Origin of the sequence: Streptomyces mesophilus (assembly GCF_011044995.1) — a bacterium.
In the GTDB taxonomy this organism is placed as follows: domain Bacteria; phylum Actinomycetota; class Actinomycetes; order Streptomycetales; family Streptomycetaceae; genus Streptomyces; species Streptomyces mesophilus.
Window position 1 is genome coordinate 1 of sequence record NZ_JAAKZW010000115.1, and the last position, 25219, is coordinate 25219.

General features: G+C 69.1%; 28 protein-coding genes and 1 pseudogene. 10 read left to right on the forward strand and 19 right to left on the reverse strand.

Going from position 1 to position 25219, the window contains the following annotated elements; translation table 11 throughout:
• Window positions 1-302 precede the first annotated feature (302 nt).
• Window positions 303-704: an SSI family serine proteinase inhibitor gene (locus tag G6045_RS24185; RefSeq protein ID WP_165334178.1), complete on the forward strand. Its 402-nt coding sequence runs from the start codon at window positions 303-305 to the stop codon at window positions 702-704.
• A 61-nt stretch (window positions 705-765) separates the two neighbouring features.
• Here the strand turns inward: G6045_RS24185 and G6045_RS24190 are convergent, their stop codons facing one another.
• The 7 genes from G6045_RS24190 to G6045_RS24220 form a co-directional block, all read right to left on the reverse strand.
• Complete coding sequence (locus tag G6045_RS24190; protein ID WP_165334179.1) at window positions 766-3153, reverse strand: ATP-binding cassette domain-containing protein; 2388 nt, start codon at window positions 3151-3153, stop codon at window positions 766-768.
• A gap of 94 nt (window positions 3154-3247) precedes the next feature.
• On the reverse strand, window positions 3248-3601 hold the full coding sequence (locus G6045_RS24195) for a VOC family protein (protein WP_165334180.1): 354 nt from the start codon (window positions 3599-3601) through the stop codon (window positions 3248-3250).
• 133 nt (window positions 3602-3734) lie between these two features.
• On the reverse strand, window positions 3735-3893 hold the full coding sequence (locus tag G6045_RS24200) for a hypothetical protein (protein ID WP_165334181.1): 159 nt from the start codon (window positions 3891-3893) through the stop codon (window positions 3735-3737).
• A gap of 245 nt (window positions 3894-4138) precedes the next feature.
• Window positions 4139-5098 (reverse strand): cytochrome c oxidase assembly protein, encoded by a 960-nt coding sequence (locus G6045_RS24205; RefSeq protein ID WP_165334182.1) that lies wholly within the window; start codon window positions 5096-5098, stop codon window positions 4139-4141.
• A 122-nt stretch (window positions 5099-5220) separates the two neighbouring features.
• A complete protein-coding gene (locus G6045_RS24210) occupies window positions 5221-6246 on the reverse strand; it encodes a 6-phosphofructokinase (RefSeq protein WP_165334183.1) in 1026 nt (341 codons plus the stop codon).
• A gap of 168 nt (window positions 6247-6414) precedes the next feature.
• Complete coding sequence (locus tag G6045_RS24215; protein ID WP_165334184.1) at window positions 6415-7143, reverse strand: type 1 glutamine amidotransferase; 729 nt, start codon at window positions 7141-7143, stop codon at window positions 6415-6417.
• A 21-nt stretch (window positions 7144-7164) separates the two neighbouring features.
• On the reverse strand, window positions 7165-8412 hold the full coding sequence (locus G6045_RS24220; protein WP_165334185.1) for a Mur ligase family protein: 1248 nt from the start codon (window positions 8410-8412) through the stop codon (window positions 7165-7167).
• Window positions 8413-8559: 147 nt separating this feature from the next.
• Between G6045_RS24220 and def the strand changes: the two genes are divergently transcribed.
• Window positions 8560-9105 carry a peptide deformylase gene (gene def, locus G6045_RS24225; protein WP_165334186.1) on the forward strand — a complete coding sequence of 182 codons (546 nt, stop codon included), beginning with the start codon at window positions 8560-8562 and terminating at the stop codon, window positions 9103-9105.
• A gap of 66 nt (window positions 9106-9171) precedes the next feature.
• Here def and G6045_RS24230 read toward each other — a convergent pair whose 3' ends face one another.
• Window positions 9172-9816 (reverse strand): TetR family transcriptional regulator, encoded by a 645-nt coding sequence (locus G6045_RS24230; protein WP_165334187.1) that lies wholly within the window; start codon window positions 9814-9816, stop codon window positions 9172-9174.
• Window positions 9817-9995: 179 nt separating this feature from the next.
• On the opposite strand from G6045_RS24230, the gene G6045_RS24235 reads away from it, so the two are divergent.
• The gene (locus G6045_RS24235) at window positions 9996-11222 is read left to right on the forward strand and encodes an acyl-CoA dehydrogenase family protein (RefSeq protein ID WP_165334188.1); all 1227 of its coding nucleotides are present in this window, start codon (window positions 9996-9998) and stop codon (window positions 11220-11222) included.
• Window positions 11223-11390: 168 nt separating this feature from the next.
• Here G6045_RS24235 and G6045_RS24240 read toward each other — a convergent pair whose 3' ends face one another.
• Entirely contained in the window at window positions 11391-11858 is a 468-nt protein-coding gene (locus G6045_RS24240) for an excalibur calcium-binding domain-containing protein (protein ID WP_165334189.1), read from the reverse strand.
• 221 nt (window positions 11859-12079) lie between these two features.
• Between G6045_RS24240 and G6045_RS24245 the strand changes: the two genes are divergently transcribed.
• Complete coding sequence (locus tag G6045_RS24245; RefSeq protein ID WP_165334190.1) at window positions 12080-12730, forward strand: class I SAM-dependent methyltransferase; 651 nt, start codon at window positions 12080-12082, stop codon at window positions 12728-12730.
• A gap of 41 nt (window positions 12731-12771) precedes the next feature.
• Here G6045_RS24245 and G6045_RS41600 read toward each other — a convergent pair whose 3' ends face one another.
• The gene (locus G6045_RS41600) at window positions 12772-13311 is read right to left on the reverse strand and encodes an MmcQ/YjbR family DNA-binding protein (RefSeq protein WP_165334191.1); all 540 of its coding nucleotides are present in this window, start codon (window positions 13309-13311) and stop codon (window positions 12772-12774) included.
• A 192-nt stretch (window positions 13312-13503) separates the two neighbouring features.
• Here G6045_RS41600 and G6045_RS24255 point away from each other — a divergent pair, with 192 nt between their 5' ends.
• Window positions 13504-13695: a DUF4177 domain-containing protein gene (locus G6045_RS24255; RefSeq protein WP_165334192.1), complete on the forward strand. Its 192-nt coding sequence runs from the start codon at window positions 13504-13506 to the stop codon at window positions 13693-13695.
• Here the strand turns inward: G6045_RS24255 and G6045_RS24260 are convergent.
• Both G6045_RS24260 and G6045_RS24265 read right to left on the reverse strand, forming a co-directional pair.
• A complete protein-coding gene (locus G6045_RS24260; RefSeq protein WP_165334193.1) occupies window positions 13676-14350 on the reverse strand; it encodes an HAD-IA family hydrolase in 675 nt (224 codons plus the stop codon). The genes G6045_RS24255 and G6045_RS24260 overlap by 20 nt on opposite strands.
• Before the next feature lie 465 nt (window positions 14351-14815).
• Entirely contained in the window at window positions 14816-15400 is a 585-nt protein-coding gene (locus G6045_RS24265; protein ID WP_165334194.1) for a DinB family protein, read from the reverse strand.
• Window positions 15401-15528: 128 nt separating this feature from the next.
• On the opposite strand from G6045_RS24265, the gene G6045_RS24270 reads away from it, so the two are divergent.
• On the forward strand, window positions 15529-16155 hold the full coding sequence (locus G6045_RS24270) for a hypothetical protein (protein ID WP_165334205.1): 627 nt from the start codon (window positions 15529-15531) through the stop codon (window positions 16153-16155).
• A 297-nt stretch (window positions 16156-16452) separates the two neighbouring features.
• Window positions 16453-16926, forward strand: coding sequence for a cupin domain-containing protein (locus G6045_RS24280; RefSeq protein WP_165334195.1), 474 nt, complete (start codon window positions 16453-16455; stop codon window positions 16924-16926).
• A gap of 57 nt (window positions 16927-16983) precedes the next feature.
• Here the strand turns inward: G6045_RS24280 and G6045_RS24285 are convergent.
• Window positions 16984-17100, reverse strand: a pseudogene (locus G6045_RS24285) (glutathione peroxidase); the annotation flags it as partial.
• A gap of 140 nt (window positions 17101-17240) precedes the next feature.
• Between G6045_RS24285 and G6045_RS24290 the strand changes: the two are divergent.
• A complete protein-coding gene (locus G6045_RS24290) occupies window positions 17241-17810 on the forward strand; it encodes an SMI1/KNR4 family protein (RefSeq protein WP_165334196.1) in 570 nt (189 codons plus the stop codon).
• Window positions 17811-17888: 78 nt separating this feature from the next.
• Here the strand turns inward: G6045_RS24290 and G6045_RS24295 are convergent, their stop codons facing one another.
• Window positions 17889-18377, reverse strand: a complete 489-nt coding sequence (locus tag G6045_RS24295) for a glutathione peroxidase (protein ID WP_165334197.1) — start codon at window positions 18375-18377, stop codon at window positions 17889-17891.
• A gap of 203 nt (window positions 18378-18580) precedes the next feature.
• Here G6045_RS24295 and G6045_RS24300 point away from each other — a divergent pair, with 203 nt between their 5' ends.
• Entirely contained in the window at window positions 18581-19759 is a 1179-nt protein-coding gene (locus tag G6045_RS24300; RefSeq protein ID WP_165334198.1) for an acyl-CoA dehydrogenase family protein, read from the forward strand.
• A gap of 143 nt (window positions 19760-19902) precedes the next feature.
• On the opposite strand, the gene G6045_RS24305 is transcribed toward G6045_RS24300, so the two are convergent.
• On the reverse strand, window positions 19903-20175 hold the full coding sequence (locus G6045_RS24305; protein ID WP_165334199.1) for a hypothetical protein: 273 nt from the start codon (window positions 20173-20175) through the stop codon (window positions 19903-19905).
• A 187-nt stretch (window positions 20176-20362) separates the two neighbouring features.
• Between G6045_RS24305 and G6045_RS24310 the strand changes: the two genes are divergently transcribed.
• Complete coding sequence (locus G6045_RS24310; protein ID WP_165334200.1) at window positions 20363-22090, forward strand: sensor histidine kinase; 1728 nt, start codon at window positions 20363-20365, stop codon at window positions 22088-22090.
• Between the two features lie 118 nt (window positions 22091-22208).
• Here G6045_RS24310 and G6045_RS24315 read toward each other — a convergent pair whose 3' ends face one another.
• From G6045_RS24315 to G6045_RS24330, 4 genes are all read right to left on the reverse strand, one after another.
• A complete protein-coding gene (locus G6045_RS24315; RefSeq protein ID WP_165334201.1) occupies window positions 22209-22904 on the reverse strand; it encodes a response regulator in 696 nt (231 codons plus the stop codon).
• 163 nt (window positions 22905-23067) lie between these two features.
• Complete coding sequence (locus tag G6045_RS24320) at window positions 23068-23724, reverse strand: CBS domain-containing protein (protein ID WP_165334202.1); 657 nt, start codon at window positions 23722-23724, stop codon at window positions 23068-23070.
• Window positions 23717-24427 carry a ferredoxin reductase domain-containing protein gene (locus tag G6045_RS24325; RefSeq protein ID WP_165334203.1) on the reverse strand — a complete coding sequence of 237 codons (711 nt, stop codon included), beginning with the start codon at window positions 24425-24427 and terminating at the stop codon, window positions 23717-23719. Before G6045_RS24325 ends, G6045_RS24320 begins: the two co-directional genes overlap by 8 nt.
• Window positions 24424-24891: a Crp/Fnr family transcriptional regulator gene (locus G6045_RS24330; RefSeq protein ID WP_165334204.1), complete on the reverse strand. Its 468-nt coding sequence runs from the start codon at window positions 24889-24891 to the stop codon at window positions 24424-24426. Before G6045_RS24330 ends, G6045_RS24325 begins: the two co-directional genes overlap by 4 nt.
• Window positions 24892-25219 lie beyond the last annotated feature (328 nt).

The following is a 25219-nucleotide window of genomic DNA, read 5'->3' on the forward strand; positions in this document are numbered from 1 at the left end:
GCCCCGGCCCCGCCCCCGGCCGCGTCCACGGCCCGAGTCGTCGGGATCCATCGTGTAGCCGATCGCGAACTGCACGGCCAGGGCGGTGAACACCAGCCAGTGCAGGAGCTTGGTGACCGTGCCGTATCCCTGCGGACCGTTGCGGAGCACCCGTACCCCTCCCATCGAGCGCCACAGTCGGCAGCAGCCGTCAACTCATCCGGAGGACGTCACGGCGCGGCCGCTTGGCCCGGCCGTGCGGGTCGGGTGCGCTGACGGGGAGTCATGAAGATCCCCCAAGCCTTCCCCGCCCCGGAGGTTCGATGCGTCACCACGTCGCCGCGCTCGTCACGCTGGCCGCAGCCCTGGCCACCACCATCCCCGCACACGCGGCCCCGGCCGACGACCCCGAACCGGCGCCGCGCCCAGGTGTCTTCCTCACCGTCTCGGGCTCGGACAACACCTGGATCCGCGGTCTCAAGCTGATGTGCGCCCCCGAGCCGTCCGGTCACCATCCGCACGCCGCCGAGGCCTGCGCGGCGATCGACGCGGTGGACGGTGACCTCGACGAGCTGCCGGGCAAGGATCCGCTGTGCACCAAGGAGTACGACCCGGTGACGGTGACGGCCGCGGGCACCCACCGCGGCCAGGACATCGCCTGGCACCGGACGTATGCGAACGACTGCCTGCGGCATGCCATGACGGATCCGGTCTTCGACTTCTGACGCCCAGGGACACGGGTACGGGGAGGAGCCGCCGGCCCCTCCCCGTACCCATCGATCGAGGTCAGACGCCCACGTACTCCGCGAGGTGCTGACCCGTCAGCGTCGTCTTCTTCTTGACCAGCTCCGCGGGCGTGCCCTCGAAGACGATCTTTCCGCCGTCGTGGCCGGCGCCGGGACCGAGGTCGATGATCCAGTCGGCGTGCGCCATCACGGCCTGGTGGTGCTCGATCACGATCACCGACTTGCCGGACTCCACGAGCCGGTCGAGCAGACCGAGCAGCTGCTCCACATCCGCGAGATGCAGACCCGTGGTCGGCTCGTCGAGGACGTACACCCCGCCCTTGTCGCCCATGTGCGTGGCGAGCTTCAGACGCTGGCGCTCACCGCCGGAGAGCGTGGTCAGCGGCTGGCCGAGGGTGATGTAGCCGAGACCGACGTCCTGGAGCCGCTGCACGATCTTCAGCGCGGCCGGGATCTTCGCCTCGCCCTCGGAGAAGTACTTCTCCGCCTCGGAGACCGGCATCGCGAGAACCTCGCTGATGTCCTTGCCTTCGAGCTTGTACTCCAGGACCGAGGCCTGGAACCGCTTGCCCTCGCAGTCCTCACAGGTGGTCGAGACACCCGCCATCATCGCGAGGTCCGTGTAGATCACCCCCGCGCCGTTGCACGTCGGGCACGCGCCCTCGGAGTTGGCGCTGAACAGCGCCGGCTTGACCCCGTTGGCCTTGGCGAAGGCCTTGCGCACCGGCTCCAGGAGACTGGTGTACGTGGCCGGGTTGCTGCGCCGCGAGCCGCGGATCGCGCTCTGGTCGACCGAGACGACACCCTCGTCGGTGGGGATCGAGCTGTGGATCAGCGAGCTCTTGCCGGAACCGGCGACACCCGTGACCACGGTCAGCACACCCAGCGGGATGTCGACGTCGACGTCCTGCAGATTGTTCGCACCGGCGCCCCGGATCGACAGCTTGCCGGTCGGCTTGCGCACCGTGTCCTTCACCGCGGCCCGGTCGTCGAGGTGGCGCCCTGTGACCGTGTCGCTGGCGCGCAGGCCCTCGATATCGCCCTCGAAGCAGACCGTGCCACCGCCCGTGCCGGCGCCGGGACCGAGGTCCACGACATGGTCGGCGATCGCGATCGCCTCCGGCTTGTGCTCCACGACGAGCACGGTGTTGCCCTTGTCGCGCAGCCGCAGGAGCAGGTTGTTCATCCGCTGGATGTCATGCGGGTGCAGACCGATGGTCGGCTCGTCGAAGACGTACGTGACATCGGTGAGCGAGGAGCCGAGGTGCCGGATCATCTTGACGCGCTGCGCCTCACCGCCGGACAGAGTGCCCGCCGGCCGGTTCAGCGAGAGATAGCCGAGGCCGATCTCCACGAACGAGTCCAGCGCCTGCTGCAGCGCGGCGAGCAGCGGAGCGATCGCCGGTGCCTTGAGCCCCCGCACCCACTCCGCCAGGTCGCGGATCTCCATGTCGCAGGCGTCGGCGATGGAGATGCCCTTGATCTTCGACGAGCGCGCCCCTGCGGTGAGCCGGGTGCCGTCGCACTCCGGGCAGACCTGGAAGGTGACCGCACGGTCCACGAAGGCCCGGATGTGCGGCTGCATGGACTCGCGGTCCTTGTTCAGGAAGGACTTCTGGATCTTCGGGATCAGACCCTCGTACGTCAGATTGACGCCGTTGATCTTCACCTTGGTCGGCTCGTGGTACAGGAAGTCGTGCCGCTCCTTCTTGGTGTAGCGGCGGATCGGCTTGTCCGGGTCGAAGAACCCGGAGTCGCGGATGATCCGTACGACCCAGCCGTCCCCGGTGTACGTGGGGATGGTGAACGGGTCGTCGTTCAGCGACTTGCTGTCGTCGAAGAGCTGGGCGAGATCGATGTCCGAGACATTGCCGCGGCCCTCGCAGTTGACGCACATACCGCCGGTGCGGTTGAAGCTGACCTTCTCCGTCTTGGTCTTCTCCGCGCCGCGCTCGACCGTGAAGCCGCCGCTCGCGGAAACCGAGGCGACATTGAAGGAGAACGCCCCGGGCGGACCGAAATACGGCTTGCCGAGGCGGCTGAACAGGATCCGCAGCATCGCGCTGGCATCCGTCGCCGTGCCCACGGTGGAGCGCGGGTCGGAGCCCATCCGCTGCTGGTCGACGCTGATGACGGTGGTCAGACCGTCGAGCACATCGACCTCGGGCCGCGCCATGGTGGGCATGAAGCCCTGCACGAACGCGCTGTACGTCTCGTTGATCAGCCGCTGCGACTCCGCGGCGATCGTGTCGAAAACCAGGGACGACTTCCCGGAACCGGAGACACCGGTGAACACCGTGAGGCGCCGCTTCGGAATCTCGATGCTGACGTCCTTGAGGTTGTTCTCACGCGCACCGTGCACCCGGATCATGTCGTGGGTGTCGGCGGCATGCACCGCGGGCGACTGCGCCTTCTTCCGCGTGGCCATGTCTGCTTGTTCTCCATCTTCCGGGCGGGCCCGCATTCGGCCCGTCATGGTCGCCTGGTGTGCGTCGATCGCCGCGGACGGCAGGCGGGCCGGCTCAGTCCTGCAGCAGGCCGAGCACGTTTCCGTCGACGTCGGTCACCGCGGCAACGATACGTCCGCCGCCGACCTCGTGCGGCGCTTCCGTGACGGTCGCTCCCGCGGCCGTGAGCTCGGCGAGCTTCGCGCCGAGATCGGCTACCTGCCAGTACGCGACCGGCGAGGTCATGCCCTGGGGGCCGCCGCCCGGGACCAGACCGATGTGCTGGCCGCCCGTCTCGTATCCGACGTAGTACGGCTCGTCGACCATCGGTGCCACGCCGAGGAGCGCGGTGTACACGTCCTTGGCCTTCGCCAGGTCGGCGACGGGGTGCAGCACGGTCTTGATGCCTTGGGTTGCAGAGCTGCTCACGATGTCTCCTGAGGTGGTGGGATCTCCTGGCCGCCAAGCTATCCACGGCCCACCCCGGAAGGCTTCTCGAATCCTGACCGACTGGCATCACGCCTGGTCAGAGCCATGATCAGAGCAACTACGGGAAGTGATCTCAGGAGTTGCGCGACACCACCATCGCCAGCGTGAGCAGTCCCAGGACGACCCAGCCGAACCACAGCCAGCCGTTGCTGCCGAGTGCCACCGTGTACGCGGTCACCGTGACCAACGCACCGACGGTGAGCACTCCCATCGCCTTCGTGGTTCCGGGCATCGCGACACCCTCTCACGCCAGGCCGGACCGATGCCCGGGCTCCTTCGCTGAGGCCATCGTCCCTCGTCGGGGGCGGTTTCCGCCAGCATTCGGCGAAGATCGGGCACCGCCACACGACAAGGTCCACGGCACTGGTGAAGCCCCGCAGACGGGGGACGCTGCGGGGCTTCATCGAGTTCAACGGGCAACGTGGGGGAGGAGTTCCCGGGTGCCGGGGGATTTCCCGCGACGCTCGGGACGCCCCGCTAGGACTGCTGGCTACGGGCGTTGAGCGAGGCCAGATACGCGTTGTACGCCTCGAGCTCCTTGTCCCCGTCACGGTCCGCGGCGCGGTCCTTGCGCTTGGCCTCGCGTTCCTCGGACTTGCGCCACTGGAAGAGCAGCGCCACCAGGACGACGACCGAAGGGATCTCGCTGAACGCCCAGGCGATACCGCCGCCGGCCTCCTGGTCGGCGAGCGCGTCGATGCCGAGCGAGGCGGGCGGGTGCATATACGTGCCGACCATCGGCTCCGTCGCCATCATCAGCGCGATCCCGAAGAACGCGTGGAACGGCATGCCCGCGAACAGCTCCAGCATCCGCATCACATATCCGGGGCGGTGCGGTCCCGGGTCGACGCCCATGATCGGCCAGAAGAACACCAGACCCACGGCGAGGAAGTGCAGCATCATCGCGATATGGCCCGGCTTGGACTCCATCAGGAAGTCGAACAGGGGCGTGAAGTACAGCCCGTAGAGGCTCGCGATGAACATCGGGATGGTGAACGCGGGGTGCGTGACCACCTTCATGTAGCGGCTGTGAAGCAGCATCAGGAGCAGCTCGCGCGGACCCTTGCGCCCGCGTCGGCTCGCCACCGGCATCGCACGCAGCGCCAGCGTGATCGGGGCGCCGAGCAGCAGCAGGATCGGCGACAGCATGCTGATCACCATGTGCTGCACCATGTGCACGCTGAACATGACCATGCCGTAGTCGTTCAGCTGCGTGCACATCACCAGCGCGATCGACAGGACGCCGATCACGAAGGAGACCGCGCGGCCGATCGGCCACCGGTCGCCGCGCCGGACGAGACGCAGCACGCCGTACCCGTACAGGAGCAGCGCGAGCAGGCAGCCGATGGCGAAGAACGCGTCGAACGACGGCTGAAGACCTCGTCCCAGCGTGAACGGCGGCAGGTCCGTCATCGTGCCGTGTCCGCTGTGATCCATCCGCTCGCTCCTGATTCGTGCCCGTTGTCCGCACCAGAGTAGAACCGCCCCCGGCCACGTCTGCGGCCGGGGGCGGTCACCTCTGCGAACGAGTGGAGCTCACAGGGCGAGGCGGGGTGAGGTCAGAGCACGCACTCCGCCTCGGCGTACCGCTCGTCCGGCACCGTCTTGAGCGTCTCGACGGCCTTCGCGAGCGGCGCCATGATGATGTCCGTGCCCTGCAGTGCGGTCATCATCCCGAACTCGCCGCGGTGCACGGCCTCCACGGCGTGCCATCCGAAGCGGGTGGCGAGGACGCGGTCGTACGCGGTGGGGGTGCCGCCGCGCTGCACATGACCGAGGATCACCGGCCGGGCCTCCTTGCCGAGGCGCTGCTCCAGCTCGATGGAGAGCTGGCGCGCGATGCCGGCGAAGCGCTCATGGCCGTAGATGTCCTTGCCGCCCTCGTCGTACTCCATCGACCCTTCGCGGGGCTTGGCGCCTTCGGCGGCGACCACGATCGCGAACTTCTTGCCCGCCTCGAAACGCGCACCGACGCGCGTCGCCAACTCCTCGATGTCGAAGGGCCGCTCGGGCACCACGATCGCGTGGGCGCCGGCCGCCATGCCGGAGTTGAGCGCGATCCAGCCGGTGTGCCGGCCCATGACCTCGACGATCAGGACGCGCTGATGCGATTCCGCGGTGGTCTTCAGACGGTCGAGCGCCTCGGTCGCGACGCCCACCGCCGTATCGAATCCGAAGGTGACATCGGTGACAGCGATGTCGTTGTCGATGGTCTTCGGCACGCCCACGATGGGCAGACCGTTGTCGGAGAGCAGCCGGGCCGCCTTGAGCGTGCCCTCGCCGCCGATCGGGATGATCGCGTCGAGACCGAGCTCGGCCAGATGCCCCTTGGCCCGCTCGACGCCGTCCCGCAGATGCTCGGGACGGACGCGGGAGGAGCCGAGGATGGTGCCGCCGCGGGCGAGGATGCCGCTGACCGCGTCCAGATCGAGCTTGCGGTAATCGCACTCGAGGAGGCCCTTCCACCCATCGTGGAAGCCGATGACCTCATCGCCATGGTCGACGACGGCGCGGTGCACGACCGAGCGGATCACCGCGTTCAGGCCGGGGCAGTCGCCGCCGGAGGTGAGGACACCAATACGCATGGCCCAAGAACCTTTGCAACGTGGACGGATGACCGGACCACGCTGTCCGGACGACAAGACCCCGTCACCCTACTAGTGGGATGTGACGGGGCCGAATCGAGTCCGTAAGGCGGACGTTGGAGTTCCCTACGAATTCACCTGCTGTCGGACAGGCCGGTTCACAGGCTGTCAGGCGGGCTGCGTCGCCGAGGCGATCCGTTCGTTGCGCAGCGCCTCGTACCAGCGGTCGTCCGTGGGCGGCAGCGCGTTCACGTCGAGCGCCAGCTTGAGCAGCAGATCGGCGATCTGCGGGTTGCGGGCGAGCACGGGTCCGTGCATATACGTCCCGAAAACGGTGTCGTTGTACGCGCCTTCGGTGCCGTCGCCGGTGCCGTTGCCCTTGCCGAGCCGCACGTGTGCGAAGGGCTTCGCGGACGGGCCGAGGTGGGTGATGCCCTGGTGGTTCTCGAACCCGGTCAGCTGGGGGAGCCCGAGCGGTGCGTCGATGTCGGCGAGCACGTCACCGACACAGCGCTCGCCCTCGCCGCGCGTGGAGATGACGTCGAGCAGACCGAGGCCGGGCTCGCGCTGGCCGAGGTCGTTGATGAACTCGTGGCCGAGGATCTGGTAGCCGGCGCAGACCGAGAAGATGATCGCGCCGTTGGAGGCGGCCCGCTGCAGATTGCCGTCGCGGCGCAGCCGTTCGGCCGCGAGCCGCTGCGGCCGGTCCTCGCCGCCGCCGATCAGGTAGATGTCGCCGGAGGTGGGCACCGGCTGGTCGCTGCGCACGTCGTAGCGCTCGACATTGAGACCGCGCTGACGGGCGCGGCGCTCGACGACGAGGGCGTTGCCCTGGTCGCCGTACGTGGACAGCAGGTCGGGGTAGACCCACACCAGACGCAGGCTGTTGTCGCTCATGTTCGTCAGTCCTTAAGCGGGTCAGTTGCCGACGCGGCGGCGTACGTCCTGGAACGCGGTGTAGTTGGCGATCAGCTCGATCCGTCCGGGCGGCGCCATCTGCACGGCCTCGTCGACGGTGTCGCAGACGCGGAAGTCGAGACCCGCGACCTCGAGGCGGACCGCGAGGTCGAGCCGGCGGTCGCCGATCACGAAGATCGGGTGGCCGGCCAGGCGCGTGTAGTCGACATCCCACAGCCAGGAGGTGTCGGTGCCATCGGCTCCGCGCGCGTTCACCGAGAGGATCACCGGGGTCGGCGGCGGGTCGATCAACGAGAAGGTCTCGAGCCAGCCGGCCGGGTTCTTCGCGAGCAGCAGGCGCACGTCGCGGCCGAGGAAGTTCACCACGTCATAGCGTCCCGCGACCGCCTGGACCCGGTACATCCGCTCCAGGGCGACCTGCGGCGGCACACCGAAGACGGCGGCGACGGCGGCCGAGCTGGTGGCGTTGGCCTTGTTGGCGCGGCCCGGCAGCTGCAGGTGGATCGGCCAGGCGGAGCCGTGCGGGTCGAGGACGTAGTCACCGGAGAGCGCCCAGCTCGGCTGGGGCCGGCGGAAGCCGCACTCGCCGCAGAACCAGTCGTCGCCGGGGCGCTGCATCACACCACCGCAGGAGGGGCACGACCAGGCGTCGTCCTTCCACTCCTGACCGGCGGCGACCCAGACGACGTTCGGCGAGGAGGACGCGGCCCAGACGACCAGCGGGTCGTCGGCGTTGGCGACCACGACGGCCTTCGAGCCGGACAGACCCTCGCGCCACTTCTCGGCGAGCATCCGGGTCTCGGCGGCGCGGTCGAGCTGGTCACGCGACAGGTTGAGCAGCGCGATGGCCTTCGGCGTCACATCACGGGCCACGCCGGCGAGGTACTTCTCATCGACCTCGATCACACCGAACTTGGCGTCGGAACCACCGGCCAGGGCGGAGGTGATGCCCGCCGGCATGTTCGCGCCGAGCGCGTTGGACACGACGGGACCGGCGGCGCCCAGCGCCTCGGCGATCAGCCGCGTCGTGGTGGTCTTGCCGTTGGTCGCCGAGACGAGCACCACATCGAGGTGGGTGGCGAGCCGGCTCAGGAGGTCGGGGTCGAGCTTGAGAGCCACCCGGCCGCCGATCACCGATCCGCTGCCGCGGCCGGCCGCCCGCGAGACCGCCGCGGCCGCCTTGCCTGCCGTCACGGCGAGCTTCGACCGGGGCGACAACGGCTCCGCGCTGCCTGGGTGTCCTGCCATCGTTCCTGCTCCTCCTTGCACCGTGTGCCGCGCCTGCCCTCGGCACTGGTCCGGGCCAGCCTACCGAGATCCCTCCGCGGCCCTGCACGGCGCCACCACAGCGATCGTGCACGGGTGCCGGTCTTCCCCGAAACGTACGCTTACGGGATGCGACATGGTTCCATCCCGGGCAGCTCGGGAAGCGTACGGCCGATGACTCTGCTCGGCGATCCGGTTCTGCACACACCCTGCACAGAGGTCACCGAGTTCGGGCCCCGACTCGACCGGCTGATCGAGGACATGTTCGCGACGATGTACGCGGCGCCCGGCGTGGGTCTCGCGGCCAACCAGGTCGGTGTCGGTCTGCGGGTGTTCGTCTTCGACTGCCCGGACGACGAGGACAACCGCCATCTCGGCCACGTGATCAATCCGCGCCTGATCGAGACGGGCGGCGTTACCGTCCGCGGGACCGAGGGCTGCCTGTCGCTGCCCGGCCTCGAGGCGGGAACGCCGCGCTTCGACTACGCGGTGGTCGAGGGCGTCGACCGCCACGGCGAGGCGGTCCGCATCCAGGGCACGGGCTTCTTCGCCCGCTGCCTGCAGCACGAGTGCGACCACTTGGAGGGGATGGTCTACCCGCAGCGCCTCGACCGCTTCAGACGGGGTCGGGTACTGCGTCAGGCGCGGCGTGCGTCTTGGGGGCGTGGGGCCTGACCTTTGCCGTGCCCACCCACGGCTACGCCGCCTTTGCTTGAGCGCCGCACCACGGCCCCGTACGCCCTAGAACCCGGGCCCGCCCACACGGTCCCCGGCCGCAGCCAGCCGCCCCCACAACAAATCCGCAAGACTCCGCACCAACTGCGCCCGGGAGCAAGGGCGTTCGCCCAGCCACCAGTCCCCGGCCGCGTGCATCATCCCGACGATTCCATGGCCCCACACCCGCGAGAGCAGCGCGCTCTCCGGCCCGAGGTCCACCCGCTCCTCGATCACCTCGGCGAGCTCCTCGCCCAGGCGCCGCAGCAGGGGAGCGGAGTGGAGCCCCACGTCGAAGGCGCCCTCGCCCTGCGAGGTGCCCTCGGCGGGGTGCATCAAGAAGCGGTAGACCTGCGGATTCGCCTCGATCGCGGCGAGATACGTGTCGAGCGTCGCCTCCACCCGCTCCCGCCGCGCCGAGGGTGCGTCGAGCGCGGCCCGCAGGGCGTCGAGCAGAGCGTCGGTGTGCCGTACGGCGAGGGCCTTGTACAGGCCGCCCTTGTCACCGAAGTGACGGTAGAGAATGGGTTTGGTGATCCCCGCCTCCGCGGCGATGGCGTTCATGGAGGCGCCGGGACCATCCCGCAACACGACCCGGTCCGCTGCTTCGAGCAGCTCACGGCGGCGTCGTTCGGCCGACCGCTCTTGATCGGTCCGCCCAGTGGTCTCCATAGTTACTCCCCGCCCGTGCAGATTCGGTGACGCACGCGCAACGTAACACCCCGGGGTACCCCGGCATCGAACTGGCTGCCGGGAGTTGACAGCCCTTACTCACGAGTAACAGACTCTCGTTACCGCAAGTAACAAAGTTCTGGGCAGTGCAGCCTGGGCAGTGCAGCGCTGGAGGGGTCATGGCCGAGTTCACCATGGAGCTGAACGACGAGCAGAAGGAGGTCAGGGACTGGCTCCACGGATTCGCCGCCGATGTGATCCGCCCCGCCGCCGCCGAGTGGGACGAGCGCGAGGAAACCCCCTGGCCGGTGATCCAGGAGGCCGCGAAGCTCGGCATCTACTCGCTCGACTTCTACGCCCAGCAGTTCTTCGACCCGACCGGCCTCGGCATCCCGATGACGATGGAGGAGCTCTTCTGGGGCGACGCCGGCATCGCGCTCTCGATCGTCGGCACGGGCCTCGCGGCGGTCGGCGTCCTCGCCAACGGCACCGAGGAGCAGATCGGCACCTGGGTTCCGCAGATGTACGGCGACGCCAATGACGTGAAGGTCGCGGCCTTCTGCTCCTCGGAGCCGGACGCGGGCTCCGACGTGGCCGCGATGCGCACGCGCGCGGTCTACGACGAGGCCAAGGACGAGTGGGTCCTCAACGGCACCAAGACCTGGGCGACCAACGGCGGTATCGCGAGCGTCCACGTGGTCGTCGCGGTGGTCGACCCCGAGCTCGGCTCGAAGGGGCACGCCTCGTTCATCGTGCCGCCGAACACCCCGGGCCTCGCGCAGGGGCAGAAGTTCAAGAAGCACGGCATCCGCGCCTCGCACACCGCCGAGGTCGTCCTGGAGAACGTCCGCGTCCCCGGCCACTGCCTGCTCGGCGGCAAGGAGAAGCTCGACGAGCGCCTCGCCCGCGCCCGTGAGCGCGCAAAGAGCGGCGGCGAGCGCGTGAAGAACGCGGCCATGGCCACCTTCGAGGCCTCGCGCCCCGCCGTCGGCGCCATGGCGGTCGGCACGGCCCGCGCCGCTTACGAGGAAGCCCTCGAATACGCCAAGACCCGCTCGCAGTTCGGCCGTCCGATCATCGACAACCAGGGCGTCGCCTTCCAGCTGGCCGACATGCGCACCCAGATCGACGCGGCCCGTCTGCTCGTGTGGCGCGCGTCGTGGATGGCGACGACGGGTAAGAAGTTCGAGAACGCCGAGGGCTCGATGTCCAAGCTCTACGCGAGCGAAACCGCCAAGAAGGTCACGGGCCAGGCCATCCAGATCCTCGGCGGCAACGGCTTCACGCGCGAGTACCCGGTCGAGCGGATGCACAGGGACGCGGCGATCTACACGATCTTCGAGGGCACGAGCGAGATCCAGCGTCTGGTGATCGCGCGGACGTTGTCGGGGATGCCGATTCGGTAGGTGGAGTTCCCTGGCGGGCACGCGTAGTTGCGGTGACTTAGGAAGGCGCCCTCTCGTTCGTCGCGAGGGCGCCTTCTGGCGCCTGCACGGCATCGGTCCAGACGGACCCGAAGTTCTCCGTCTTGATCGTCACACGGGTGCGGTCGCGGACGACGTCGGCAATTCGGCTCAGCTGTCGCAGCCGATACCGTCGCCGTCGCGGTCCAGGTGGCCGGCGTATCCGGGATCGCCGCGGTGTACGGGTGCGGCTCCGGCGGCGCGCGCCTCGCTGCAGTTGGCGTAGTACACACTGCCGCCTCCGCTGCCGCTGTCGGAGTTGTCGTCCGCGGAGCCACCACTCCCTGCTGTCACGGTGACGGTGGCGCGCACCGTGGTTGTCGCCTTCACGGTTTTGGTGACGGTCGGCGCGGGCTCGGCGCTGGGATCGGCGGTCGCTGTGACGGTGACAGTAGGGCCGGGGCTGGCTGCCGCAGGCTTGGCATCGTTCGTGGCCGTGGTGTCACCGGCACTGGTGATGACGGCGCCGAAGATGAAGGCAACGCCGAGGGCAGGAAGGATGACTCGCTTGCGCGCCCACTTTGGTGCGGGCCGGTGGCCGGCTCCCGGCGGCGGCGTGGGCGGGTACGGGTGGCTCATGGTTCCCCCTGAGGTGTTTACGGGGGAGTGACGCTATTGCGGACCAGGTGTTCGTGAAGGAGTTATGAAGGTGCGGTGGCCAATCTGTGACGTCTGGTGCGCGTACTGACCCGTGGGCGCCAGTCGGGCAATCTTCCCGTATGGGTGGATGTTGCACGTGAAACGTTGACGCGGACCCTGCCTCCGGGCGGGGGCGGGGGTCGGCGATAGGGTCCCGGTTCATGACTGAACCGGGCTTCCTGACCACGACCAGAGACTCGTACGACACCATCTCCGACGCCTATGCGGAGTGGGCGGCCGATGAGCTCGCCGTCAAGCCTGTGGAGCGGTCCGTGCTGGCCTGCTTTGCCGAACTGGCCGCGGGGCAGGGCCCGATGGCCGACGTCGGCTGCGGGACCGGCCGGGTCACCGCCCACCTCACCGGACTCGGCGCCGACGTCTTCGGGATCGATCTCTCGCCGGGCATGCTGGCCGCCGCACGCAAGCGTCACCCCGAACTCCGCTTCGTCGAGGGCTCGATGACCGGACTCGACCTTCCGGACGAGTCCCTCGGCTCGGCCCTCGCCTGGTACTCGGTCATTCACGTCCCCGACGCCCAACTGCCGGATGCGTTCGCGGAGTTCCACCGCGTGCTCAAGCCGGGCGGTCACTTCCTGCTCGGCTTCCAGATCGGCGAGGAGCCCATGAAGCTCACCGAGGCGCTCGGGCACACCTTCGACCTGACGTTCCACCGCCGCACGCCCGAGGTGGTGGCCGAGCTGCTGCGGGCTGCGGGGTTCAAGGAGCGGATGCGGGTGGTCAAGCAGCGGGAGGAGGAAGGGCCGTTCCCGGAGAAGACGCCTCAGGGGTTCCTGATCTTCCGTAAGGCGTAAGGCCCTCGCGGACCGGTACCTGTGGACCGGGCGACGGGCGGTCACTGCTGGAAGTCGAGCCCGCGCTCCCGTAGTTCCTCGCCGAGCATCCTGACCGCCTTCGGCCCGACGCCGTGCAGAGCGAGCAGTTCGGCGGCCGAACGCCCCGCCACCTCCTCGAGGTTCGTGATCCCTGCGACGAGCAGCGCCCGCGTCGCCGGTTTGCCGATTCTGGTCAGCAAGCCGGCGACCGGCCCCTCCGCGGCGGTCTGCGCGTCGGTGAGCGTGGCCGCGAGGCGCTTCGGGGCCCGGTGCGCCCAGGAGGCGTAGACGAGGGCGTTGAGGTCCTTGCCGTTGATGTCCTCGAGCGGCACGCGGAACCCGATCGGCTTGCCCATCCGCTCGAGACGCTCGCCGCTCGGGTGCGCGGCGACGGCCTCCTCGGCGGCGGCGTCCGGGAGCTGCAGCTGGACCTGCCCGTCCTTGGTGACGGAGGCGAAGCCTTTCCCCCGTACGGCGAAGGACACCATCCCGAAATGCGTGCCCTCCTCCACCTCGGGAAGTCCGAGAGCGGCTTTGCGGAGCTGGGCGACGGTGGTCATACGGGGAGTCTGGCATGGGGCGGTGACACGCCAGGAGCGACAAGCCGGGGGTCGCGCGGTGCGGTGGGTAGCGTGCGGGCTCGGTGCCGAGTTCGGTGCCGAGTTCGGTGGCGAGTTCGGCGCCGGGTCGCGTTCGGCTTCGGGCCGCGATGGTCGTCGGTCCCGTGCCGGCCAGGGAAAGGAACCTCGCGTATGGCCACGCAGTGGGAGCACAAGGTGCTGAAGTACAAGCTCGGCATGAAGGGCTTCGATTACGAGCAGATCGAGCGTGACCTCAACGAGCTGGGCCGCGACGGCTGGGAGGCGGTCAGCACGATGGCGCCGAGCTGGGGTGCCGGACAGGCCATCGAGATCACTGTCTTCATCAAGAGGCCTGCGGCCTGAGGGTGCGCTGAGGGTCGGGCAGCGCGGCCAGGATGTGCGGGACGGCCTCGCGCAGCTCGGCGAAGTGGCGATGGACGCCGTCGACCGCGATCGCGGTGTTCACGCCCCACACCGTCATCCCGGCCGCGAGCCCGGACCGCACACCTGACGGGGCGTCCTCGATGACCAGGCACTCCGCCGGCGCGGCGCCGAGCAGCGCGGCGGCCTGGAGATAGGGAACGGGGGAGGGCTTGCCTTCCTCGACCGCCGCCGCGTCCACGACCACCTCCGGCAGGGGCAGCCCCGTCCGCTGGAAGCGGCCGCGCACCCGGTGCTCGTAGTTCGAGGTCACGAGGGCCCAGGTCCCCGCGCGCAGGGCGTGCAGCAGGTCGGCGGCGCCGTCGAACGCCGCGTACACCCCGGTGCGGACGTCCTCGTCCTCCAGCGCGTGCAGGGCGGCCAGGCACTCGTGCGCGTCGTGCCCCGGAGCAACCTCGGCGAACGTCTCCATCGGCCGCGTCCGCAGCGCCACGCGATAGACCTCGTCCGCGTCAAGCCCGTACCGCTCGGCCCAACTCGCCCACACCCGACGCTGGTTGCTCACCGCGTCGATGAGTGTGCCGTCCACGTCGAAGAGCACGTACTTGAAGCGGCCCTGCCCCTGTTCACCGTTCACGTACGGATCATGCCAGGCGCACGCCGACGAGACAGGTCCGGGCCAGCGGGTTCCTGCATTCCCGGGCCGCCTTGGGCGACGTGCCGACGTGCCGGGACCGTGCAGCGGCGTATGCGCGGAAATGCTTCAGGCAGGGCATCGGCCCATTGCAAATGGGGCAATTGGTCGGCGTGGGCGTGGTCATCCCTTCCCCCTCTTGCTCGCCTGCGCTCGCTCCGTGTCCTCGATGGACTCTCGGACCTTTGCCGGCGGGCCGCGCGGGCACCTGTTGCTCGAGTTCTCAGTGCGGCGGGAACGCGCGCGTGCGCGTCCAGGGCTTCTTGAACTCCGGCCGCGAGCCGCTTTCGCCGTGCAAGAAGACGTGGATGACCATGCGCCGGTTGCTCACGACGCCTCTGTTTCCGGGAGGGAGATGCCGACGACCGGTTTCTCGCCGCGAGAACATCAAGTCACGTGAGCCGACCTCTAGCCCTTGATCGGTGCGGCCGACCTGGCGGCCCGCTCGATCTTCGCGTAGTGGGCTGCGCGGGATTCCTCGTCGATCTGCTGCTCGTATTCGGCGCGCAACCCGGTCCGGCCGTCGAGGCCTTCGCGCAGGATGTCGGCGTGCCCGGCATGCCGGACGGATTCGCTGAGGACATGGAGCATGACGGCGAACAGGTTCGTGTTGGGGTACGGCTCCGACCACCACGGCACGTGGCCGGGGGCGTCGAGGGGGAGTGCGTCGATCGTCGCGTCCGAGTGTTCCCACGTGCGTCGGTAGAACGCGATGATCTGATCGCGGGTCTCGTCCTCGGCCGCCCACTGATCGCTGCCGTCGGAGTCCTGCCACCGGGGGAGCGGTTCCGGGGAAGGGCGGTCGAAGACCTCGCCGAAGTACCTGGCTTCGACGGTCGCCACGTGTTTGACCAGGCCGAGGAGGTTGGTTCCGGTCACGGTCAAAGGCCGGCGGGCGTCGTATTCGGACAAGCCGTCGAGTTTCCAGAGCAGCGCCTCGCGGTCCCGCCGCAGTCTGCTGTGCAGGTTGTCCTTCGCGAACTCATCGATCATGCGGCACGAGCCTGCCACGGCCCGCTCGTGGTCTCAAGATCCCATAGGTGGTCCGCGACGACGGGCAGAGCCGAAGCCTGACCCATGGCTGCGGCCCTTATGATCGGCTAGTGCGGTCGCCATTGGTGATGAACGATGCGTTGAGCGCGGCGTTCCCGTCTGAACTCGCCGACGATGCCCGGGCAGTGCTCGCCGTCATGCCTGCGCCGAGCCATCTGTCGACGTTCCCGTTCTCGGTCGTTGTGCAGGACCAGCGGGTCGCCATCCCCGGGCGGATTTACCACGACGAGCCGTCGGCTGACGTAGTGGCCTCGCTGTCCTCGAGTCAACTCCAGCTGCTGCACTGCTTGTACACACGCCATTGCGACGGGAGGGTCAGGCAGCGGCACCTGGAAAAGGTGGTCGGATCTGTGGACCCCTGGGTCGTTCCGTTCGTCGTGCAGCTGGTCGGCGAGTACGTTCTTGAGATTGTGTGTGTCATCCGCGATGAACTTCTTGATCTCGCAGCGCCAGACACCCTTGGGCACCTCACCTACGGGCGATTCCTCGCGGACAACCCTGCCTATTTCGCCCGCATCGAGCGGCGGGTCGTGAGCTACTGGAATTGCTACCACCGCAGGGCCTATGTGAGTTTCCGGGGCTATCCAGGCTGCACCGCTCTCGATGTCCTGCGATCTGCTGCCGCCGACCACGCAGGTCATCCGTTCCCCAACTTCGCTCCGCGAGCCCGGTCCGGAGTGGACGGCTATTGCTAGGACTTGTCCAGATCCAGCGGGACCCGGCGCAGCGCATCGCAGTGTGGTCGTGGGCGTCGAAGCAGCAGCCTTCGGCGGAGTACCGGCCGTGTCGGTAGCGCTGTGCGCGGGGGAAGAGGAATCGTCCACGGTCGCGCGGATGACCTCGCGGTCCTGTGCGCGCAGCCCGCCGCCGGCACCGTAGCGGCTGCCGATAGGTGACGGCGGGGCTCCTGGGTGACGCGGGGACTCATCATCAAGGTGCCGGACCGACCATGACACCACTGGCCTTGACGTGACGCGGAGGAGACCAAGCCTATGCAGGACAGCACGTACGACTGGCGCAGTGAGCTCGAGCTGGAGCCCCATGGGGAAGGCGGCTACTTTCGGCGTATATACACCAGCTCTCACGCGACTCCCGGGCCGCGGGGCGAGCGTCCGCTTGCCAGCTCGATCTATTACCTGCTCGACGAGTCCCAGCCGGCCGGACTGCTGCATCGCAACCGCAGCGACATCCTGCACTTCCTGCTGGACGGTGGGCCCGTCGAGTATGTGACCGTGGATCCGGAGGGCGGCCTCACCCGGTCCCGGCTTGGGGGCGCAGCCCTGTTCCTACCCGTGCCGGGAGGATGGTGGAAGGCCAGCAGGCTGCTCGGCGGCGCGCGCCATGCGCTGGTCGCGGAGGTCGTCACCCCGGGATTCGACTACGCCGATCATGAGTACGCCACACCCGCCGTGCTTGCCGAACTCCCCCATCTCGCCGAGGCGTTGAAGCCGTTCCTGCGCACGTAGCGCGTACATGCGAAAGGCGCCGACTCGGTGAGTGCGGCGCCTTCGGTGGTGGGTCGATCAGGCGGGCAGTGCCGCCTCGATCGCCGCCACCAGCTCCTCCGCCTCCGGCTCCGTACGCGGGCGGAAGCGGCCCAGGATCTCGCCGGACGGGCTGATCAGGAACTTCTCGAAGTTGCGTGCGCTGCTCCGAACCCTGCCACGCCCGGTGCGTAATCTTGCGCGAGCAGTTGCTGCTCTTCGCTGCTGCACACCGTGCCGGGTGAAGTGTCAGTGGGGTCCTGGAGGATGTGCGCACTGCCAAGAGGAGCGCCCACATGACTGATGACGAACTGTTCGATGCCGTCGAAGCCCGGGTGAGGGAAGGGCGGCCGACTGACTTCCCACAACAGCTCCCGCTCCCCGGTCCCGCTGCCTTGGCGGCAGTAGAGGATTTTGAACGCATCGTCGGTCGTCCGATGCCCCCTCTGGTGCGGCGCATATATCTGGAGATGGCCGACGGTGGGATCGGTCCTTTCGGCGGCATTTGTGCGCTTGAGGACGAAGGGATGCTAGACGGCTATGTCGAGTACCTCACGGCCAGGCTGGATCCCGAGGACCCACCGCCGCCCCCCGCCGGAGTGCTGTTCTTCTGCGACATGGGGTGCGCGCAGTGGTTCCTGCTCGACTGCCGCCACCCTGACGGCCAGATGTGGTGGTGGGAAGAGGGAGACCGCTACAAACTGGACCTGACCTTCCCTCAGTGGCTCGAGTCCTGGCTGAGTGGGCGGAGCTGGTCGGAGCGCGGAGCAACCGAGGCCATCAACTCGTTGAAGCTGTCCGATGAGTCTTGGATCGGCCCTTGGGCGACAGAGGGGCTCGCCATCGAGATGCCGGACGGGCCGTGACGGCCCGTCCGTTCGTGCCGGTCGGTCGGCTACCGGGCGCCCCGGTCCCGCGGCCGGGGCGGCTCCGTCGGGCGGGGATCAGGCGGGCAGTGCCGCCTCGATCGCCGCCACGAGCTCCTCCGCTTCCGGTTCCGTACGCGGGCGGAAGCGGCCCAGGATCTCGCCGGACGGGCTGATCAGGAACTTCTCGAAGTTCCACTGGACATCGCCCGCCTCGCCCTCCGCATCCGCCGTCTGCGTCAGCTCCGTGTACAGGGGGTGGCGGGAGGCGCCGTTGACGTCCAGCTTCTCCAGGAGCGGGAAGGTCACGCCGTACGTGGTCGAGCAGAAGGTCTCGATCTCCTCGGCCGTGCCCGGCTCCTGGGCGCCGAACTGGTTGCACGGGGCGCCGATGACCGTGAAGCCGCGGTCGGCGTAGCGCTTCTGGAGGCGTTCAAGGCCCTCGTACTGGGGGGTGAGGCCGCAGCGGGAGGCCACGTTGACGAGCAGGATCGCCTTGCCCTTGTGGTCGGCCAGGGTGGTGTCCGCGCCGGTGAGGGTGCGCAGCGGGATGTCGTACAGGCTCATCGGGACTCCTCGTGAGGGGCGTGTGTGAGGGAAGTATGTGAGGGGCGATTCATGGTTCCTGTCAGCGCTCGGCAGGCGCTCTTCGCATCCTACGCAGCGGAAAGAAGGGGAAAGAGGCAGCCCGTGTGTCGCTGTCTCTTCCCCATTACTGAAACAAGTTCTACTGTGTGCGCCGCCAAGGACAGCCAGATCCAGGAGGGGCCGTGCACCTCGAATACACGCCTGAGCAGCAGCAGTTGCGCGCCGAGCTGCGTGCGTACTTCGCCGAGCTGGTGCCGGACAACGCCTACTCCCGGTACGAGGACCCGGCCGAGCAGAAGCGGTACTACCGCGAGACGATCCGGCGGCTGGGCCGCGACGGCTGGCTCGGCGTGAGCTGGCCGAAGGAGTACGGCGGCCGTGGGCTGAGCCCCATGGAGCAGTTCATCTTCTTCGACGAGGCCGCGCAGGCCAATGTGCCGTTGCCGATCATGGGTCTGAACACCGTCGGCCCGACGATCATGCAGTTCGGCACCGAGGAGCAGAAGTCGTACTTCCTGCCGAAGATCCTGGCCGGGGAGATCGACTTCGCGATCGGGTACAGCGAGCCCGACGCGGGGACGGACCTCGCCGCGCTCAAGACCCGGGCCGTACGGGAGGGCGACGAGTACGTCGTCAACGGGCAGAAGATCTGGACGACGAACGGCGACACCGCGGACTGGGTGTGGCTCGCCGTGCGCACCGACCCGGACGCGCCGCCGCACAAAGGCATCACCATGCTGCTCGTGCCGACCAGCGACCCCGGCTACAGCTGCACCATCATCAACACCCTTGCCTCGCACGACACCACGGCCAGCTACTACGAGAACATCCGGGTGCCGGTCAGCCGGCGGGTCGGCGAGGAGAACAAGGGCTGGCGGCTGATCACGAACCAGCTCAACCACGAGCGCGTCACGCTCGCCGCCCACGGCACCATGGCGATCCGGGCCCTGCACGACGTACAGAAGTGGGCCGAGGAGACCAAGCTCGCCGACGGCCGGCGTGTGCTCGACCTCGGCTGGGTGCGCAAGCGGCTCGCGATGACGCACACCAAGCTCGACGCGATGAAGCTGCTCAACTGGCAGATGGTGAACGCCGTCCAGAACGGCACGCTCACCCCGCAGGACGCCTCGGCCGTCAAGGTGTACGGATCCGAGGCGCGCCGGGACGCGTACGCCTGGCTGATGGAGGTCGTGGGCTCGGCAGGCCCGCTCAAGGAGGGCTCGGCGGGGGCGGTGCTCCACGGCGAGCTGGAGCGCGGCTACCGCAGCGCCGTGATCTTCACCTTCGGCGGCGGCAACAACGAGATCCAGCGGGAGATCATCTCCTGGATCGGTCTCGGGATGCCGCGCGTGCGCCGCTGAGACGCTGAGACGCTGAGACGCTGAGACGGTGTGACGAGGCGATCGTGAGTCAGGTCCTCGTGGTCTTGTGCGGCCACGAGGACCTCATGCGTGCCGGCGGCGTCCGCACGACGGATGCGTCAGAGGACAGTGAAGCCGTCTCGTCACAGGTGACGCGGCGGAGAGTTCCGTATCGCTGAGCGCCGGGCCCACAGCGCAGCGCCAAGGATGAGAAGGCCGGCCACGGCGAAGGCCAGGCTGTCGGCTGCGCCGGTGATCCAGCCGATTGCCCAGGCCAGCGACCACAGGGCGGCCAGGACGGAGAGCGCCGTCCATGCCTGCAGCCACATCCGCTGACGTGCCGCAAGCCGGTGCGGAGTGCCGCGTTCCATCGAACCGACGCCTTGGCCGGTGTCGTGCGGGTGGTGAGTATTCATGTCACCCGAGTACCCCGGTCGAGGGCTACATGCTCCTCACGCTCGTACGCGCTCAGCCTGTGCCGTCCGCAGGCAAGGGGCCCGCTGCCTGCAGTCGTACCTTCTCGGCCGCGAGCGGGCCACCGGTGAGCTTCTCCGGCTACGTTGAGCTTCGTGGTTCGTCGCGGCCGCACCGGGGGAGGCGTCGATGGGCGAAGAGCAGGCGCGGGAGCCCGGGCAGTTGGCCCGCTTGCGGCTGGATGAACTGCTGGAAGAGTTACAGGTGCGGATCGGGGCCGTACGTGGGACGCGGGATCGGTTGCGCACGCTGCTCGAAGCGGTGCTCTCGGTGGGGCGTGAGCTGGATCTGGCGCAGGTGTTGCGGCGGATCGTGGAGACCGCGGTGGCCCTGGTCGACGCCGAGTACGGGGCGCTGGGGGTGATCGGGCAGGGGCAGATGCTCGACGAGTTCCTGCCCGTGGGCATCAGCGATGAACTCCGTGCGGAAATCGGGGACTTGCCGTCCGGCCACGGGCTGCTCGGCGAGCTGATCCGCAATCCGGAGCCGCTGCGGCTTGCCGAGCTGTCCGGGCATCCGGCGTCGTCCGGGTTTCCGGCGCACCATCCGCCGATGCACTCGTTCCTGGGCGTGCCGATCCGGGTGCGGGAGAAGGTGTTCGGGAATCTGTATCTGACGGAGAAGCGGTCCGGGGGCCAGTTCGATGCCGAGGACGAGGCCGTGCTCTCCACGCTCGCCGTCGCGGCGGGCATCGCCATCGACAAGGCGCGCCTGTACGAGGAGGCCCGGCTGCAGCAGCGATGGCTTGAGGCGAGTGCCGAGGTCACGAGCGAGTTGCTGTCCGGGGCTCCGGAGGCGCGGGTCCTGGAGCTGATGGTCGAGCGGGCGCGGCAGCTGACCTCTGCCGAGCTGGGAGTGGTCGAACTCGTCCAGCCTTCCGGCGAGTTGAAGCCGGTGCTTGCGCAGGGCCGGGGCGGTGAGGCGCACGCGAATGTGCTGCTGCCCCGGGACGGGACGCTTGCGGGCGCGGCCCTCGACGCGGGGGCCCTGATCGAGACGACCGAGGTGGGGAAGGATCCGCGGCTGACGTTCCGGCCCGAGCGTTGGGACGGCATGGGCCCGGTGGTGGCTGTGCCGATGAGTACCGGGGACGGCGTACGGGGCGTGCTGCTGCTCGCGCGGGAGGCGGGCCGGCCGGCCTTCGGGCCGGTGGCGACGGCGCCGCTGATGGGGTTCGCCGGGCATGCCGCGCTCGCCCTGGAGCTGGCCGAGCGGCGGCGTGATGCCGAGCAGGTGAGCCTGCTTGCCGACCGCGACCGTATCGCCCGTGACCTGCATGATCTGGCGATTCAGCGCCTGTTCGCGACCGGGATGACGCTGCAGAGCGCGCTGCGGTTCGTGGAGCATCCCGAGGCGGTGGAGCGCTTGCAGAGGGCCGTGGACGATCTGGACACCACCATCAAGATCATCCGATCGACGATCTTCGGGCTGCGCGAGCACGAGGCGCCCGGAGTGCCCCCTGGACTGCGGATGCGCCTGGTGCGGGCGGCCGAAGAGGCCGCGCCGGGCCTCGGATTCACGCCGGCGCTGCGCATGGAGGGACTCCTTGAGACGGACGTGCCGCGCACGGTGGCCGATGACGTGGTGGCCGTCGTGGTCGAGGGGCTGTCGAACGTGGCCCGCCATGCGCGGGCCACGCGGGCCGAAGTGTCGCTCGTCGTACGCAAGGGCCTGCTCGTGCTGGCGGTCGAGGACGACGGCGTGGGCATACGGGACGGGGGAGGCGCGCGGAGCGGCTTGCGGAACCTGGCCGAGCGGGCCGGGGAGCTCAGCGGCGAACTGATCGTCGGCTCAGGGAAGTCGGGTGGCGCGCGATTTGAATGGCGGGTGCCGCTTTCCGGGTCGGATCTGCCCTAGGTGTGCTGTCCGGGGACGTTGGTGACAGCGGGGTGGTCTTGTGGATCAGGCCTGTGCCGGCCGGCTGAAGCTGCCCGAGCGGCCGGGCCTGTCATCTGCCCGAGCGGTCGGGCCCGTCCTAGCCGGAAGCGTCCGGCTGAGGTGGTACCTGGGCCGCCATGACCGCGGCCTGGATGCGGCGTTCCACGCCCAGTTTGGCCAGGAGGCGGGAGATCTGGTTCTTGACCGTCTTCTCGGAGAGGTAGAGCTGTTTGCCGATCTGCCGGTTCGTGAGGCCGTCTCCGATGAGGGCGAGGATGGCGTGTTCGCGGTCGGTGAGGTCCGACAGGCGGGGGTCGGAGGCCGGCTGTGCGGTCTCGTCCGGGCCGCGCAGTGTGCGCATGAGGCGGGCCGTGGTCGCCGGGTCGAGCAGGGACTGGCCCGCGGCGACCGTGCGTACGGCGGAGACGAGGTCGGAGCCCTTGATCTGCTTCAGGACGTAGCCGGCCGCGCCCGCCATGATGGCGTCGAGGAGTGCGTCCTCGTCGTCGAACGAGGTCAGCATCAGGCAGGCCAAGTCCGGCATGTGGGAGCGCAGTTCGCGGCAGACCGTGATGCCGTCGCTGTCGGGCAGGCGTACGTCGAGGACCGCGACATCGGGGCGCAGGGCCGGGCCGCGGACGAGGGCCTGTTCTCCGGTGCCGGCCTCACCGACGACCTCGATGTCGTCCTCGGCGCCGAGAAGGTCGCTCAGTCCGCGGCGGACGACTTCATGGTCGTCGAGGAGGAAGACCCGTATCGGAGTCTTCGGTGGGCCGGAGGTCGGCTGGTTCATCGGGGCTCCCTCACGGGCGACGCTGTCGGTGGCTCGCATCGGCACTGCGGCGGTTCGGCACTGCGGCGGTTCGGCAGTTCGGCAGTTCGGCAGTTCGGAACGAGACTGCCGTGCGGGCGCGCCCCCGTGCCAGGGGCCGAACGGCCCTGTGCGCACCGTGAGTTCAAGGTTGCGTCACGTCCATCTCGACGTCCACGACACCTTCGACCGCACGGATCGCCCGCGCGAGCACGGGAACCAACGCCCGGTCGCGCAGCGCGCCGCCGACCGTGACGACCCCGCCGGTGACGGACACGGTCACTTCGGACACCGCCGGGAGCTCGGCCAGGACGGTGCCGCGGATCTCGTCGGCGATGTGCTCGTCCTCGCGCAGGAAGACCTTCAGGAGGTCCGCCCGGCTGACGATTCCCAGCAGGAGACCGGAGTTGTCCACGACCGGAAGGCGTTTGACGCGGCGCCGGGCCATGACGCGGGCCGCCTCCGCCAGCGTGGCGTCGGCGTGCACGGTGACCGCGGGGCTGGTCATCAGCTCCTCGGCCGAGACGGCTCCCGCCTTGGCCAGATCGGCGAGGCGGCGTGCGACATCGATCCGGGTGGGATCGTCGTCGCGGAACTCCTCCTTGGGCAGCAGGTCCGCCTCCGACACCAGGCCGACGACGCGGTCCTTGCCTTCGAGGACCGGCAGGGCGCTGACCTTCCACTCGTCGATGAGTTCGACGATCTCTTTGAACGGGGCTTTGCGGCCGACGGTGATCACGGTGTGCGTCATCACGTCGCTGACCTTGTACGGGGAACTGGCGTCGGGCGGTGAGTCAGGCATCGGATTCTTCCCAGGTGCGGATGGGCGCGGGTGCGGTGGGCCGGCCGTCGGTGAGTGAACCCGTGACGATCCGGTCCGGTGGCAGGCCGTGGCGCAGGAGTTGCTGCGCGGTGGCGCGCAGCAGGTGGCGGGGTGCGCAGAGGAACGCGGTGGTGTGACCGGGATCGAAGTGGGCCCGGCTGAGGAGCGTGTGCACGGGCCCTGCGGCGCCGTACCAGCCGGGGCCGGGGCAGTCCACCGTGAGCGCGGTGAGCGCGGTGGGCCAGTGAGCCGTTTCGTGGCGCGCCATGAGCGTCGACGGATCCGGCGCGCCGATGAGGACGTTCAGGCGTCCGTACGCCCTGGGATCGGCGACCGCGTCCCGGATCAGCGGGCGCAGCGTGGCGAGTCCGATGCCGTACGCGATGATCAGCAGGTCATGACCGAGGGCTTTCTCGAGTTGCCAGCCACTCCCGTACGGGCCGGTCAGTTCCAGGCGGTCACCGATCCGGGTCGTGTACGCCGGTCCGTCGATGCGGCGCGCGGTCACGCCCAGGCCGCCGTTCGTGGGCAGGGCGCTGACCGGCAGGGAGCGCCCCCCGATCCGGGCGAACTGCCCCGGCACGAAACCGGGCAGCGGTTCACCGACGGGGTCGAGGCGCACCGTGGCGGTGGCGGGCGTCTCGGGCCAGCGGGCGTTCACGCGGTACGGGGCGGGGTTCACCGCAGGCCCCCGCTGCCGTAGGGCGCGTACAGGTCGAGCAGCCGGATGCGGGTGGAGTGCAGCCGGTGGGCGAGGACGTTGCCCACCCACCGGCCCACCTCGCGGCCGAGCTCGGGGTCGTCCGCGCACATGGCACGGACGGCGGTCGCGTCGAACTCGTAGGCGCGCACCGGTGTTTCGGCGGTGGCGCCGAGCTTCCAGATGTACGGCTTGAACAGCCAGGACCAGCCGACCAGTTCGCCAAAGCCGAGCCGCTCGACGATCGCGGCGCGTCGGCCCGGGACGGACAGGTCGAGGGCCACGGTGCCGGTACGGATGATCCAGAAGTGGTCCGCTCGCCGGCCCTCGTTGAACAGGCGGGTCTCCTGGGGGAAGTCGACCTCACGGGCGATGCCCATCAGCCGGCCGCGGTGGTCGGCCGAGAGGGCCTGCACCATGCGGGGGGTGGCGGTGGTGATCGTCATCGTCTTCATCCTTTCGGTGCTGTCACCCTCAGCGTCCGTCGGCGCTCCGGTGGACGGCAGGGGCCGTTCGGGGACCGGGGGAGGGCCGATCGGCTCCCGTGGCCGCACCGGTGAGGCCCAATCGGCTCCCGTGGCCACACCAGTGAGGCCCGACCGGCTCCTGCGGTCGTCCCGGCGGGGCCCGCCCGCGGTCGTGCACCGACCTGCGCGGCCGGCCTGATGCGGACCGTCTCTGTGTCATGGCCGGGCCTGCTCTCGTGGTTCGGCGGCGCACGTGCATCTGCGGACACGTTCAGCGTTGGCCCTACGGTCGGCGGGGAGCGGCGGC

Excerpts from the sequence above, each read along its gene's own strand:
- G6045_RS24240 (WP_165334189.1), bottom strand. The coding sequence starts at position 11,858 with ATGAGCCACCCGTACCCGCCCACGCCGCCGCCGGGAGCCGGCCACCGG.
- G6045_RS41600 (WP_165334191.1), bottom strand. The coding sequence starts at position 13,311 with ATGACCACCGTCGCCCAGCTCCGCAAAGCCGCTCTCGGACTTCCCGAG.
- G6045_RS24280 (WP_165334195.1), top strand. The coding sequence starts at position 16,453 with ATGCAGGACAGCACGTACGACTGGCGCAGTGAGCTCGAGCTGGAGCCC.
- G6045_RS24215 (WP_165334184.1), bottom strand. The coding sequence starts at position 7,143 with ATGAGCGACAACAGCCTGCGTCTGGTGTGGGTCTACCCCGACCTGCTG.
- G6045_RS24295 (WP_165334197.1), bottom strand. The coding sequence starts at position 18,377 with ATGAGCCTGTACGACATCCCGCTGCGCACCCTCACCGGCGCGGACACC.
- G6045_RS24190 (WP_165334179.1), bottom strand. The coding sequence starts at position 3,153 with ATGGCCACGCGGAAGAAGGCGCAGTCGCCCGCGGTGCATGCCGCCGAC.
- G6045_RS24220 (WP_165334185.1), bottom strand. The coding sequence starts at position 8,412 with ATGGCAGGACACCCAGGCAGCGCGGAGCCGTTGTCGCCCCGGTCGAAG.
- G6045_RS24320 (WP_165334202.1), bottom strand. The coding sequence starts at position 23,724 with ATGCCTGACTCACCGCCCGACGCCAGTTCCCCGTACAAGGTCAGCGAC.
- G6045_RS24245 (WP_165334190.1), top strand. The coding sequence starts at position 12,080 with ATGACTGAACCGGGCTTCCTGACCACGACCAGAGACTCGTACGACACC.
- G6045_RS24210 (WP_165334183.1), bottom strand. The coding sequence starts at position 6,246 with ATGCGTATTGGTGTCCTCACCTCCGGCGGCGACTGCCCCGGCCTGAAC.
- G6045_RS24265 (WP_165334194.1), bottom strand. The coding sequence starts at position 15,400 with ATGATCGATGAGTTCGCGAAGGACAACCTGCACAGCAGACTGCGGCGG.
- G6045_RS24310 (WP_165334200.1), top strand. The coding sequence starts at position 20,363 with ATGGGCGAAGAGCAGGCGCGGGAGCCCGGGCAGTTGGCCCGCTTGCGG.
- G6045_RS24200 (WP_165334181.1), bottom strand. The coding sequence starts at position 3,893 with ATGCCCGGAACCACGAAGGCGATGGGAGTGCTCACCGTCGGTGCGTTG.
- def (WP_165334186.1), top strand. The coding sequence starts at position 8,560 with ATGCGACATGGTTCCATCCCGGGCAGCTCGGGAAGCGTACGGCCGATG.
- G6045_RS24235 (WP_165334188.1), top strand. The coding sequence starts at position 9,996 with ATGGCCGAGTTCACCATGGAGCTGAACGACGAGCAGAAGGAGGTCAGG.
- G6045_RS24315 (WP_165334201.1), bottom strand. The coding sequence starts at position 22,904 with ATGAACCAGCCGACCTCCGGCCCACCGAAGACTCCGATACGGGTCTTC.
- G6045_RS24290 (WP_165334196.1), top strand. The coding sequence starts at position 17,241 with ATGACTGATGACGAACTGTTCGATGCCGTCGAAGCCCGGGTGAGGGAA.
- G6045_RS24330 (WP_165334204.1), bottom strand. The coding sequence starts at position 24,891 with ATGACGATCACCACCGCCACCCCCCGCATGGTGCAGGCCCTCTCGGCC.
- G6045_RS24185 (WP_165334178.1), top strand. The coding sequence starts at position 303 with ATGCGTCACCACGTCGCCGCGCTCGTCACGCTGGCCGCAGCCCTGGCC.
- G6045_RS24305 (WP_165334199.1), bottom strand. The coding sequence starts at position 20,175 with ATGAATACTCACCACCCGCACGACACCGGCCAAGGCGTCGGTTCGATG.
- G6045_RS24230 (WP_165334187.1), bottom strand. The coding sequence starts at position 9,816 with ATGGAGACCACTGGGCGGACCGATCAAGAGCGGTCGGCCGAACGACGC.
- G6045_RS24270 (WP_165334205.1), top strand. The coding sequence starts at position 15,529 with ATGAACGATGCGTTGAGCGCGGCGTTCCCGTCTGAACTCGCCGACGAT.
- G6045_RS24255 (WP_165334192.1), top strand. The coding sequence starts at position 13,504 with ATGGCCACGCAGTGGGAGCACAAGGTGCTGAAGTACAAGCTCGGCATG.
- G6045_RS24205 (WP_165334182.1), bottom strand. The coding sequence starts at position 5,098 with ATGGATCACAGCGGACACGGCACGATGACGGACCTGCCGCCGTTCACG.